The 12,177-nt window shown below is 59.4% G+C and carries 11 protein-coding genes; 6 read left to right on the top strand and 5 right to left on the bottom strand.

What is annotated here, in order from left to right; genetic code table 11:
• Positions 1–8: 8 nt before the first annotated feature.
• From O4G74_RS13590 to lexA, 4 genes are all read left to right on the top strand, one after another.
• Positions 9–770, top strand: a complete 762-nt coding sequence (locus O4G74_RS13590) for an alpha/beta fold hydrolase (RefSeq protein ID WP_269403143.1) — start codon at positions 9–11, stop codon at positions 768–770.
• Between the two features lie 72 nt (positions 771–842).
• Complete coding sequence (trpD, locus tag O4G74_RS13585) at positions 843–1,868, top strand: anthranilate phosphoribosyltransferase (RefSeq protein ID WP_269403142.1); 1,026 nt, start codon at positions 843–845, stop codon at positions 1,866–1,868.
• On the top strand, positions 1,868–2,668 hold the full coding sequence (gene trpC / locus O4G74_RS13580; protein ID WP_269403141.1) for an indole-3-glycerol phosphate synthase TrpC: 801 nt from the start codon (positions 1,868–1,870) through the stop codon (positions 2,666–2,668). The genes trpD and trpC overlap by 1 nt, the downstream gene beginning before the upstream one ends.
• A gap of 63 nt (positions 2,669–2,731) precedes the next feature.
• Positions 2,732–3,415 carry a transcriptional repressor LexA gene (lexA, locus tag O4G74_RS13575; protein WP_269403140.1) on the top strand — a complete coding sequence of 228 codons (684 nt, stop codon included), beginning with the start codon at positions 2,732–2,734 and terminating at the stop codon, positions 3,413–3,415.
• On the opposite strand, the gene O4G74_RS13570 is transcribed toward lexA, so the two are convergent.
• Positions 3,416–5,431, bottom strand: a complete 2,016-nt coding sequence (locus O4G74_RS13570) for a ComEC/Rec2 family competence protein (RefSeq protein WP_269403139.1) — start codon at positions 5,429–5,431, stop codon at positions 3,416–3,418.
• 120 nt (positions 5,432–5,551) lie between these two features.
• On the opposite strand from O4G74_RS13570, the gene gltX reads away from it, so the two are divergent.
• Positions 5,552–7,036 (top strand): glutamate--tRNA ligase, encoded by a 1,485-nt coding sequence (gene gltX / locus O4G74_RS13565; protein ID WP_269403138.1) that lies wholly within the window; start codon positions 5,552–5,554, stop codon positions 7,034–7,036.
• Positions 7,037–7,060: 24 nt separating this feature from the next.
• A complete protein-coding gene (gene gltA / locus O4G74_RS13560) occupies positions 7,061–8,368 on the top strand; it encodes a citrate synthase (RefSeq protein ID WP_269403137.1) in 1,308 nt (435 codons plus the stop codon).
• Here the strand turns inward: gltA and O4G74_RS13555 are convergent.
• Genes O4G74_RS13555 through lpxD form a run of 4 tightly spaced genes read right to left on the bottom strand, consistent with a single transcriptional unit; the run spans position 8,365 to position 12,170 of the window.
• Entirely contained in the window at positions 8,365–9,510 is a 1,146-nt protein-coding gene (locus O4G74_RS13555) for a lipid-A-disaccharide synthase (protein WP_269403136.1), read from the bottom strand. The two genes, gltA and O4G74_RS13555, sit on opposite strands and share 4 nt — an antisense overlap.
• 6 nt (positions 9,511–9,516) lie before the next feature.
• Positions 9,517–10,356 carry an LpxI family protein gene (locus O4G74_RS13550; protein ID WP_269403135.1) on the bottom strand — a complete coding sequence of 280 codons (840 nt, stop codon included), beginning with the start codon at positions 10,354–10,356 and terminating at the stop codon, positions 9,517–9,519.
• Between the two features lie 9 nt (positions 10,357–10,365).
• A complete protein-coding gene (lpxA, locus tag O4G74_RS13545) occupies positions 10,366–11,157 on the bottom strand; it encodes an acyl-ACP--UDP-N-acetylglucosamine O-acyltransferase (protein ID WP_269403134.1) in 792 nt (263 codons plus the stop codon).
• Positions 11,154–12,170 carry a UDP-3-O-(3-hydroxymyristoyl)glucosamine N-acyltransferase gene (gene lpxD, locus O4G74_RS13540; protein ID WP_269403133.1) on the bottom strand — a complete coding sequence of 339 codons (1,017 nt, stop codon included), beginning with the start codon at positions 12,168–12,170 and terminating at the stop codon, positions 11,154–11,156. Before lpxD ends, lpxA begins: the two co-directional genes overlap by 4 nt.
• Between the last annotated feature and the right edge of the window lie 7 nt (positions 12,171–12,177).

Here is a 12,177-nt window from a genome sequence, read left to right as displayed (position 1 = left end):
AGGACGACATGGATCAGCTCACAAAGGATGCGGAAACCCTCCTCGATGAGCTGAAACCGCGTTCCCCAAGTGCAGCGCCCGGTCAGAACCTCCTTCCCCCGCAAACCCGCTTTGACGTGCAAGGCAAATCTCTGTCGACGCCAGCCTGGCGTGCTGGCGATGGCGCTCCGACGCTCTTCGTGCATGGCTGGGACGATACTCACCGCATCTGGCGCCACTTCGCCATGGACTTTATCCAGAATGGGCGTCCGACCTTGCTGATGGACCTACCGGCCCATGGGGCCTCCAGCGCAGAGACCTGCACCTGGAAGCTGGCCGGCCAGTCCGTTCTCGATCTCTGTACCGACCAACAGCCCATAGATGCCATTATCACGCACTCTTTCGGCTCGCTCGCGGCGGCCGACGCAATCTCAGAAGGTGCCCAAGCGGACTATCTCGTGATGATTGCGCCGCCGATCGAGCACTGGAGGGAGCGCCAGCGCCGCAAGGGCGTTCCTGATGAGGTCATCTCGCGCGCGGCCGAATTGCTTGCAGAACGACAAGGCGAAGATCTGGGCCCACCAGACCTGGCCACCCTCCTGGCCGACTTCAAAGGGCGCATACTGCTTGTCGGTTCCCATTCGGACGAGAGCTGCCCTGCCCCGCAAATCGAAGCATTGGGGGCATCACTGGAGAATGCGGAAACCCTGATCGTTAACGATCTAGGTCATCGTGACCTGGCGCTTGATCCTGCCATCCTGTCGCAGATTACCGCTTTTCTGGGCTACTAGAGACGTCGCCCGCTTGATTGGCGGTCACATCGTCTCTATCGCGCACCAGAATAAATGCCGGAAGACAGACGAATGACCCAATCTCTTAATGACGCCATCAAGGCCCTCGCCCGGTCCGAAGAGCTGCCGGTAGAGGTTCTCGAAGCTTCCTTCGACACGCTGCTTTCCGGCGAAGGTGCCCCCGATCAGGTCGGCGCCTTCCTCATGGGGCTGGCAGTTCGCGGCGAGACATCGAATGAGCTCTATGCAGGCGCAAAAGCCATGCGTCGGCATGCACGCACCGTAAACGTGGCTGGTCCTCTCCTCGATACGTGTGGCACGGGGGGGCTGCCGTGGAAATCGCTTAATACGTCGACCGCGAGCGCAATCGTCATTGCCGCCGCCGGTGGGCGCGTCGCCAAGCACGGCAATCGCTCAGTGCCTCCAAAGACCGGTTCTGCCGATGTGCTCGAAGCCCTGGGTGTCGAACTCGACATCACGGCGCAGACATTCGAACACTGCCTTGAAAAAGCTGGCGTTGGCTTCCTGTTTGCCCGCAATCACCATTCCGCAATGCGCCATGTCGCGCCGATCCGTGCAAGCCTCGGCATCCGCACCATCTTCAATCTTCTTGGGCCCCTGTCGAACCCCGCCAATGCGACCCACCAGATCCTCGGTGTGTATGATGAGCGTTGGCTCGACCCGATGGCTGAAACGCTTCTCAAGCTCGGCATAGAAAAGGCGTGGGTCGTTCACGGTGTCGACGGCATCGACGAGATCTCTATCTCCGGTGAGACCAAGGTCCGCGAAGTTATCGGCAGCCAAATCAACTCGCTCACGATAACACCGGACGACGCAGGCCTCGACATCAGCCTGCTTTCCGCGCTCGAAGGGGGCCTGCCGGAAGACAATGCCGGGGCCATTCGAGAGTTGCTCGAAGGCCGGCCCGGTCCATTTCGCGATATGGTTTTGCTCAACGCCTCTGCAGGACTCTCCCTGCTTGGCATCGCTGAAAACCTGCGCCACGGCGTCACGCTTGCTGCCGACGCCATTGATAACGGCCGCGCCCTTCACACACTCTCTCTTCTGGCAGATATCAGTTCAGGGAAGGCCTCCTGATGGCAACCGCGCTCGACCGCATCATTGAATACAAGCGAGGCGAAGTCGCCGAACTCAAACGTCAGACGACGATGGATGAACTATTGAAGGCTTCGAAGTCAGCGCCCGCACCACGCGGATTTGAGCGACGTCTCGCCGAGGTGGCATCCACTGGGGATGCGGCTTTAATCTGCGAACTCAAGCGCAAGTCGCCATCCGCTGGTGATATCCTCCCCGGAGCCGACCCAATCTCAATCGCACAAGAGTACGAGAGCGCAGGTGCGGCCTGTCTTTCAATTCTTACGGACTACCCGAGCTTCGGCGGGTCGCTCGATGATCTTCGCGCCATACGCGACGCGGTCAGCATTCCGCTGCTCCGCAAGGAATTCATGATCGATCCGATCCAGGTCGCAGAATCTCGCGCCGCTGGCGCCGATGCAATTCTGGTTATCCTGTCCGCGGTCGACGATGCGCTAGCCACTGATCTACTGGCGGCAACTTCCGCACTCGGCATGGATGCTATCGTGGAAGTACACGACGAAGATGAGCTTGCGCGCGCCAATGCGTTGGCGTGCTCCTTGGTCGGCGTCAACAATCGCGACTTGAAGCGTATGGTGACCGACCTCTCGACCACCGAAAGGCTCGCCCCGCTGCTAGGCGACGGAAAGACCCTCATTTCAGAGAGTGGTATATCGAAACCCGAGCACATCTATCAGCTCGCGCAAAGCGGAGCCCGACGCTTCCTCATTGGAGAAAGTCTCATGAAAGCTCGAAACCGTGCAGCTACCTGCGAACAACTCAGGAAGTCTCTTGGCGATTGACCTGAAACGGGAACGCATGTAGAACACATGTGAACAAACAGGTTTTGATCCGGAGGCCAGACTGTGCTGACCAATAAACAGAAAGAGCTGCTGCTCTTTATCCATGAGCGAATCAAACGCGATGGGGTCTCACCTTCTTTTGACGAGATGAAGGAAGCGCTCAACCTCGCTTCCAAGTCGGGTATTCACCGCCTTATCACGGCGCTTGAAGAACGAGGCTTCATCAAACGGCTGGCTAACCGGGCACGTGCGCTCGAGGTCCTGAAGCTTCCAGACTCGGCAGCCCCTGCCGCGCCGCCACGCGGGCGTCAGGTGTTCCGCCCCAGTGTCGTCGGCAATGCCATGCCGGCGCCAGCAATGTCCGGCCGGACAATCCCAGTTCTCGGACGTATCGCCGCCGGTGTTCCGATCGAAGCCATTCAGCACGAAACCAATCGGATTCATCCACCAGCCGACCTTCCAGAGGGCGACGAGCATTTTGCCCTTGAAGTGAAAGGCGACTCAATGATCGACGCTGGTATCCATGACGGTGATCTCGTCATTCTGAAGCGTACGGAAGATGCACATAGCGGGGATATCGTCGTCGCACTTATCGACGAGGAAGAGGCGACACTGAAGCGACTTCGCAAGAAGGGCGCATCGATCGCGCTTGAAGCTGCGAACCCCGCCTATGAGACGCGCATCTTTGGCCCGGATCGCGTACGCATTCAGGGGCGCCTCGTCGCTCTCGTACGCCGGTACGACTAGCTAGTTCTCAGTTCTGTCAATGCAGGGTTGCCATTTGCGCCTGCCGCACGCCACGTCGCGAATATGGCTTGCGCCGCCCCAGCCTCTGACGAGACTTAGTCCGCCAGCTTCCTGAACATCTTCCCAAGTGATGATACGTTCTTTCGGCCAGCAATGGCCGCGACTCGCCTCCACAAGAAGGGTTAGCGCCGTATTGGGGATGCATGTCGCCAGTCCCCCAATGATTGCGATGGTGCCGGCGGATGTTTCGAATTCGCACGTCTTCCCAAGGCATTCATTTGACACTGGCAGGTCGTTTAAGGTCAGCGGCGACAGACCGTCACCCTCCGCGATCGCCAGCTTCAACCAACCATTCTCAGCGTCGCGTAACAGGACTTCGCCAGAAGCTGACCAATGAAGGACAAGTGCCGGCACGCTGAGCCAGACCACACTCGCGGCGAAGACGGTTCCGACACCGGCCAGAAGTCTATACCGGACACCTTTCACTAGGCAGACAGCAATCAGCCCCATACTCAGCACAAGAAGCACACCTGCCGGCATGGGGTCCCTGATCATTAAATCGCTTCCGGGCTGGTTCGACACCCAGTGCGCGATCTTCAGAACCTGCTCAAGCGACCAGCCGAACAGGCGAAGAAATGGCTCATCCAGCCCGATCGGTGCTGTCGCGAGTGCCAGTCCCGCCAAAGGCGCGCTTACAAATGTGATGATTGGCATCGCAAGAAGATTCGCCCAAAGCCCACCCGGTGCCACACGGTCGAAGTGATAGAGCGCGAATGGCGCCGTAGCTGCTGCCCCAACAATCGACGTCACCACCAGCGACTGCAGCGTGAATACGAAGCCGTTGCCGGACGTCCTGTCGGTCTGGACCTGACGTCTCTCCCGCCAGACGAGATAGGTGGCAATAAGCGCGCCCGTGGCAGCAAAAGACATCTGGAAGCCGGGCGTCATGACACTGTGCGGCTGGATAAGGATGACAGCTGCCATGGCAACGGCAAAGGAACGGAAGCTGAGAGGCGATCTGTCCAGAAGGATGGCGCCGAAGAACACCGCGGCCATGATGAAAGCCCTCTGCGTCGAGATACTCGCGCCCGAAAGCACAAGATATAGCGCAGTCATGGTCAGCGCGACGGCAGCTGCCGGTTTCTGTACGGGGACACGCAACGCAAACCATTCCCAAAGCGACAGCACGCGCCGCACGCTGACATAGACAAGGCCGCCTACAATTCCGAGGTGCAGGCCTGAAATCGCGAGCAAGTGCGCAAGTCCTGCGCGGCGGAGTGCCTCGACATCCGCCCGCTCCATAAAGCTGCGATCTCCCGACGCCAGCGCTGCCGCAAAGCCTCCAGCACGGTCCCCGGCAGCATCACGCACATGAATGGCGAGCGACCGGCGCATTACGCTCACGGTGCTGCGCAGCTTTTCCATGAAGCCCAGCTGCGCGCCCAACGTCCCACCCCGGCAACGCCCCTGCACATATCCGACACCATCCAGCCCATCAAAGAATGCCTGCCGGTTAAACGCATAGTCACCAGGCATACCCGGTTGCGGCGGCGGCCGCAGAACAGCCCAACAGCGCACAAATCGACCGGGCGAGACATTCAACGACAGAGAGTGCGTGAGCCGGATACGTTTCGGCAGCCGCTCAGGATCTATGCCACCGATCGCGTGAACGTCGATCCTCAAGCGCACGCCTTTCTCGCCGGGCTCCACCGCATTCACCCAGCCTTCAATCATGGTCGGCCCGATCATCTGATGAACAGGCGGTACCGGTCGGACCATCGTATGGATCTTAGAGACCATGGCACCGCATACGGCCCCGATGATCAGGATGAGTACGAGACGGAGCGCGAAGCCCTCTGCATTCCTAAGCCCAAAGAATACAGCGCCGTTCGCGGCCGCCGCCAGAACGAGCAGAACTAGCAGCGTCGGCTCGAAAGGGAGTGTAAAATAGACGATTGCCCCGAGACAAAGTCCCAGTGCGAAATAGAGCGGGCCATTCAGAACGAGGTGTAACACACGGCTCTCGGCAGAGCCTCCGCGAAGGAATTCAGCGCGCCCCTTGCCTGATGCCCTTTCAGAGTGTTCATGGCGCCCAGATACCTGATCAGAAGCAGAACCGGACAGTTTGTCAGACTGATGACGACGATAACGCGATTTGCCCCCTCCCCGACTGGCATGCTCCACATTGGCGGCGCACGCACAGCTCTTTTCAACTACTTGTTTGCACGCCGCAACCAGGGAAAATTCCTGTTGCGGATCGAGGATACCGACAAGGCGCGCTCCACCCAGGAAGCTGTCGATGCGATTCTCGATGGCATGAGCTGGCTCGGCCTCGATGCCGACGAGGCCCCTGTCTTCCAGAGCGCGCAGGCTGGACGCCATGTCGAATGCGCCGAAGCCATGGTTGCGAATGGCCGTGCGTTTCGGTGCTATGCGACCCCTGAAGAGCTTCAGGCCCGCCGCGATGAAGGTGAAGCCGCACGCGCGGCCGCAAAGCAGGAAGGCATCAGCGATGCGGACCGCCAGTCGCTGCTGCGCAAGGCTGAAGAACTGCTGGCCCCGTTCCGTTCGCCCTGGCGCGATGGCGGGGGTGCGCCCCCACCGGACGCCCCCTATACCATCCGCCTTCGCGCGCCCGACGATGGACAGATCATCGTTCAGGATGGCGTCCAGGGCGAGGTAAAGGTCGCCGCACGCGAGATCGACGATCTCATCCTGCTCCGCGCAGATGGCTCCCCCACCTACATGCTGGCCGTCGTTGTCGATGACCATGATATGGGCGTCACCCATGTTATCCGCGGCGACGATCATCTGCGCAATACATTCCGGCAGATCCCGATCTATCAGGCTATGGACTGGGACGTTCCGCACTTCTCACATGTGCCAATGATCCACGGGGACGACGGCGCCAAACTGTCCAAGCGTCACGGCGCGCTCAGCACGACCGCCTACCGCGATATGGGCTATCTACCGGAGGCGCTGAATTCCTACCTCCTGCGTCTTGGCTGGAGCCATGGCGACGAGGAACTCTTCACGCTGGAATCCGCGGCCAAAGTCTTCTCGATCGAGGCGATCAACCGCTCTCCTGCCCGGCTGGACCTTGCCAAACTGAACGACGTCAATGCGCACTTCATCCGCGCCTGCGACGATGCGCGCCTTCTTGAGCTTCTGAAGCCATGGCTTGAGCAAGCCAAAGGCGCGCCGCTGGACGACACAGTTATGGCGCGCGTCACTGCTGCCCTTCCGACCATGAAGGATCGCGGCGCGACCCTCCCAGAGCTGGCAGAAGCGTTCCGGTTCCTCTGGAGCGCCAATACCGACAATCTCAACAAGAAGGCCCGCAAGGCCCTCTCCTGTGACAGCCTCGAACGTCTTTCTGATTTGCGGCAAGCCATTGCCAATGTAGAGGAATGGCGCGATACCGCACTGCAACAGGCGTTACAGTCTTACTGCGCTGACAATGAATTGTCCTTTGGCCAGGTTGGCCCGCCCGTGCGCGCGGCCCTGACCGGGGGACTTCCCGCACCGGACCTTGCTCCGGTCATGGAATGGCTCGGCCGCAATGAGACCCTGTCACGCATTGATTTTCACCTCGCTCGCACTGACATGCAGAGTGAATAGACCGACACGGATGAGAGAGCAGACATGATCAACAAGACGAAACCTGCCGGGACGGCGAAAATTGAAATCGATGGCAAGACCCATGAACTGCCAGTCCTGAGTGGGACCCTTGGTCCAAACGTTGTGGACGTGAAAAAGCTTTACGGCGATGCAGGCGTCTTCACGCTTGACCCTGGCTTCACCTCGACCGCGAGCTGTGAGTCGCAAATCACCTTTATCGATGGCGAAGAAGGTGTTCTCCTGCACCGCGGCTATCCAATCGACCAGCTTGCCGAACAGTCCGGCTATCTCGAAGTCTGTTACCTTCTGCTGAACGGCGAGCTGCCGACAGGCGCGCAATTCAAGACCTTTGCGCGTGAAATTACGCAGCACACCATGCTGCATACGCAAATGGACAGGTTTTTCGACGGCTTCCGCCGTGACAGCCACCCGATGGCCATGCTGACCGGCACGGTCGGTGCTATGTCAGCTTTCTATCCAAGCTCTATGGACAGTGCTGATCCCGAAGAGCGGCGCCTGGCGTCTATCCGCCTGATCGCGAAGATGCCGACGCTGGCAGCGCGCGTCTACAAGTACTCGATCGGCCAGCCCTTCGTGAACCCGCGCAACGATCTCTCCTATGCAGAGAACTTCCTGCGCATGTGCTTCTCGGTGCCCGCTGAGGATTACAAGATCAGCCCGACGCTCGCCAAAGCGATGGACCGTTTCTTCATCCTGCATGCGGACCATGAACAGAACGCGTCGACGTCCACGGTTCGTCTCGCCGGTTCATCGGGTGCCCATCCTTACGCAGCCGTTGCAGCGGGCGTTGCCTGTCTCTGGGGCCCGTCGCATGGCGGCGCGAACGAGGCTTGCCTCAACATGCTGCACGAGATCGGCTCGGTTGATCGCATTCCCGAGTTCATCGCCCGCGCCAAGGACAAGGAAGACCCGTTCCGCCTGATGGGCTTTGGTCACCGCGTCTACAAGAACTACGACCCGCGCGCCAAGGTGATGCAGGAAACCGCTCACGAGGTTCTCAACGAGCTTGGCATCAAGGACACCCCAATCCTCAAGGTCGCGATGGAGCTTGAGAAGATCGCGCTCGAAGATGAGTACTTTGTCGAGAAGAAGCTCTATCCAAACGTCGACTTCTATTCGGGCATAATCCTAGATGCGATGGGCTTCCCGACCGAAATGTTCACGGTTCTTTTCGCCCTGGCCCGCACTGTCGGCTGGGTGTCTCAACTTAACGAGATGATCGACGACCCGACCCAGCGCATTGGCCGCCCGCGCCAGATCTATACCGGTGCACCGCTGCGTGACTTCAAGCCGGTGTCAGAGCGCGGCTAGTCCCGCGCGAGCAGCACCTTCGCTGCAATCTCCGCTGATCGAAGATCGCCCTCGCCCATACGCGCGAGGGCGTTTTTCTGTGCGGTGATCTGGCCTTGGCGGGCCTCTTCATCGCCGAGCATACGCAGCGCTTCCTTTGCCATACGCCCGGCCTTGAATTTCGTCTGCACAAACTCCGGCACGACTTCCGTATCGTCCGCCGCAATGTTCAGGAGCGTGATGTGGGTCGGCTTGAACAGGAAGAAGCGTGCAAGCGACCAGGTCACCCAGCCGGTCTGGTAGCCAACAAGGAATGGTGTGTCCTGAAAGGCGAGTTCGCTCGTGACGGTCCCCGAACAGGCAAGCGCATAAGTCGAGGCTGACATGACATCAAAGCGGTCGGCACGCTCTGGGCTGAGCTCGGCCCAATCAAACCTGTTTCCATATTTTTCAATGAAGTATGGACGAATATTAGACGCAGGATGAAGGATGACGCGCACATCCTCACGTGCCTTCTTTACCTGCTGAGCCGCTTCGAGCAATGCAGGCGCAACGCTGTCTATCTCGCTGCGCCGGCTACCCGGAAGTACGAGAAGTACTGGCGCTTCACCGACGCCCATTGCTTGCCGCCCGGCTTGCGGATCGCCCTTATGACCGCGTGACAGCGCTGGATTGCCCATCACGGTCACAGGTAACCCGAAGGGCTCATAGAATGGCGCTTCCATTCCATGGATGCACACGAGGTGATCGACAGTCTCGGCGAGTGTCCTTGCCCGGCCAGGGCGGGTCGCCCAGACTTGCGGCCCGACGACCTTGACCAGTCTGATATTCGGCGCGCGGGCGCGCACACGCTGGGCGACACGAAGCGTGAACCCCCAGGAGTCGACCAAGGCGACAGTATCCGGCGCCGCTTCGATAATAGCCTCTGCTGCCGCATCCGCGAGCGCGACGACTTCGCGGTAAATCTTCACGCCTTCCAGCAAGCCGACAACAGACAGCACAGACACATCTATTGGAGATGGAAGCCCGCGCGCGGCAAGCTGGTCACTACCAATGGCGTTTAGCGTAACATCCGGCTCGAGACACCGGAGTTCGTCGACGATCTCTGCAGCCAGTAGGTCGCCGGAGGCTTCAGCGGCAACAAGATAGATGCTGGATGCCATAGATGATCAGGTCCAATCTTCCGGAAAAGCGAAAAGAAAGACTCCGGTTTCAGCGCATTGTCTGCCGATCTCATCCCGGTTCAGCAAGAGTGCGCCCCCCGCTTCGACACCTACGCCGACCAACCCGGCCTCGGCGGCTTTCACGATCGTTGCAGGTCCAATCGTCGGAAGGTCTATGCGGCGCTCCTGAATAGGCTTTGGTCGCTTGACCAGAACGCCGCGACGCGAAGTCGGCGTGCCCCTGATCTCGTCTTCCAGGTCATTTATCCGGGCAAGCATGCGGTCGGTGCCTTCCTGGGCTTCTACGGCGAGAACAAGCCCATCGCAAACAACACATCCCTGCCCGATATCCAGACGCCCGGTTTCACCTGCAATCGTCGCTGCCTTACGAAGATCCGCCAATTCGCTCTCAGATGGCGCTCGGCCAAAGATGACCCCTTCACCCACTGTCAGGTCCCGCGCTGCAGTTTCTGCCGCAATCACCTCAAAGCCTTCGGCTTCGAGTTCACCCACGATGACACGCAGAAGCGCGTCATCACCATTTCGCGCTGCTTTGAGCACGCGCGGCAAGAGCTTTGCTCCGCGCATGTCGAGCTTGATGTTGGAGAAGTTCGGGCGCTTGACGATGCCTGCGAACACCACTTGCTCGCACCCAACCTTCTTGAGGCGCTTGATGAGATGACCGATCTGTCCAATACCCACCGTCTCATGATCGAAGCCTTCCAGCCTATTTTCTTCAAAGCCCGAAAGCCGGAAGACGTGAAGGCCTTGCCCGCGTTCCTGGGCGGCTAATGCGATAGAAACCGGAAGGTCTCCCAGTCCGGCAATGATAGCGAGCTTCTTCATGGTGGTGGCCTATTCCGGCAGGCAGAGAGACCGGTTCTTGCTTGAGCGTATAAAGCGGATGATTTCCATCAACTCTGCACATTCGCCATAAGTCTCTTCGGCGTCTTTCACCCGTTCGCTGAATGTGCCCTCCTTGGCAAACAGCATACGATAAGCTGCACGAAGATCGTGAATGGACTGACGGCTGAACCCGCGCCGCTTCATGCCAACAATATTCAGACCTGCGAGATGGGCATGATTACCTATCACTGAACCGTATGGGATCACGTCGGCGACAACGATGGCACCGCCGCCGACAAATGCATGTTGGCCTATGCGGCAGAACTGATGCACGGCAGCTAGGCCACCCATCCAGACCTGGTCCTCAACAACAATATGGCCGCCGAGCGCGACATTGTTCGCCAGAACGCATTTGTCGCCCACCATGCAATCATGCGCCACGTGTACATCCACCATGAGCAGACAATTGGACCCAACCTTCGTCAGGCCGCCGTGCGCCGGGGAGCCACTGTGGATCGTAACGTGCTCGCGAATAACAGTTGAAGCGCCAATAATGAGACGAGAAGTGCCGTCATCCTTGAAATTCAGAATCTGCGGCGGCGTTCCGATGACGGCGCCAGGGAAAACTTCGACATGGGCGCCAAGTTCTGTTCGCCCCGTGACAGTTGCGCGTTGATGAATGTGGCACCCATCGCCAAGCGTAACCTCTGAGCCAATATAGGCAAAGGCAGCGACTCGAACACCTTCTCCCAGGCTCGCGCCCTCTTCGACAATCGCCGTCGGATGGATGCTCGTAGTCAAGATTTGCGCCTTTCCCTTGATGTCTGTTTCTGCACCCAGGCGATTTCCCGCATCCAGTCACGAAGCGGTCGCGCGGGCGTGCCTCCCCAGGTTTCCCCGGCCGGGATTTCCCGGAACACCCCAGCGGACGCTGCTATCTGTGCGCCATCTCCGATAACGACGTGATCAGCAATACCAACACGCCCGCCAAGCTGCACACCGTCACCGACGGTAACAGTGCCCGATATGCCGGCAAAGGATGCCATCAGGACGTCGCGGCCCAGCACGACATTGTGAGCGATCTGGCAGAGATTATCGATCTTGGTATTCTCGCCGATAATCGTGTCGTCAAAGGCGCCGCGATCAACACAGCTATTTGCACCAACGGTTACGCCATCCTGGAGGATGACACGGCCAAATTGCGGCGCATCTTCGGCGCCTGCTGGCCCAGGCATGACGCCGAAACCCGCCTCACCGATGCGCGCGCCGGAATAGACTTTAACGTGATTGCCGATCAGAGCGCACTGGATGCTGACGTTCGCACCGATGACGCAGTCTCGGCCTATCTGAACGCCGGGCCCAACAACGGCGTTTGGCGCTATGATTGATCGATCTCCAATCGCGGCACCTTCGCCAATATGCGCCGTTGGCGCAATCCGGGCTCCAGGGTGGATATTAGTCGCTTCGTGTGGCGCTTCGACATCGCCCCAATCACGAAACTGTATCAGCTTCTTCGCCGCAACAGCGTGCGCATGCCTCGGCAGGGGCGTAACAAGCGCATCGACACCGTCCGGCAATGCCACAGCAAAATCTTCCCGAACGAAACAGGCCGCCGCCTCCGAACTTATCGCATCAGCCGCTGGCGGCCTCTTGCCTTCGTAATAGCAGATCTCGCCAATGCGGGCACGCGCTGCGGCAGCGACATTGGTGGCGAGAGTATCCGGGTCGCCCCTGAGCTCAGCGCCAGTCGCGGCGGCCAGCTCCCCAAGGCTTAGGGGCCCGATGGAACGGAAGAACCTTGGGTCTGCTGGCACGGCGAAA

It is taken from the genome of Henriciella marina, assembly GCF_027213945.1.
GTDB classification, from domain to species: domain Bacteria; phylum Pseudomonadota; class Alphaproteobacteria; order Caulobacterales; family Hyphomonadaceae; genus Henriciella; species Henriciella marina_A.
This window is presented reverse-complemented; position numbering and strand designations above follow the sequence as displayed.

Excerpts from the sequence above, each read along its gene's own strand:
- trpC (WP_269403141.1), top strand. The coding sequence starts at position 1,868 with ATGGCAACCGCGCTCGACCGCATCATTGAATACAAGCGAGGCGAAGTC.
- O4G74_RS13555 (WP_269403136.1), bottom strand. The coding sequence starts at position 9,510 with ATGGCATCCAGCATCTATCTTGTTGCCGCTGAAGCCTCCGGCGACCTA.
- gltA (WP_269403137.1), top strand. The coding sequence starts at position 7,061 with ATGATCAACAAGACGAAACCTGCCGGGACGGCGAAAATTGAAATCGAT.
- gltX (WP_269403138.1), top strand. The coding sequence starts at position 5,552 with ATGACGACGATAACGCGATTTGCCCCCTCCCCGACTGGCATGCTCCAC.
- O4G74_RS13550 (WP_269403135.1), bottom strand. The coding sequence starts at position 10,356 with ATGAAGAAGCTCGCTATCATTGCCGGACTGGGAGACCTTCCGGTTTCT.
- O4G74_RS13590 (WP_269403143.1), top strand. The coding sequence starts at position 9 with ATGGATCAGCTCACAAAGGATGCGGAAACCCTCCTCGATGAGCTGAAA.
- trpD (WP_269403142.1), top strand. The coding sequence starts at position 843 with ATGACCCAATCTCTTAATGACGCCATCAAGGCCCTCGCCCGGTCCGAA.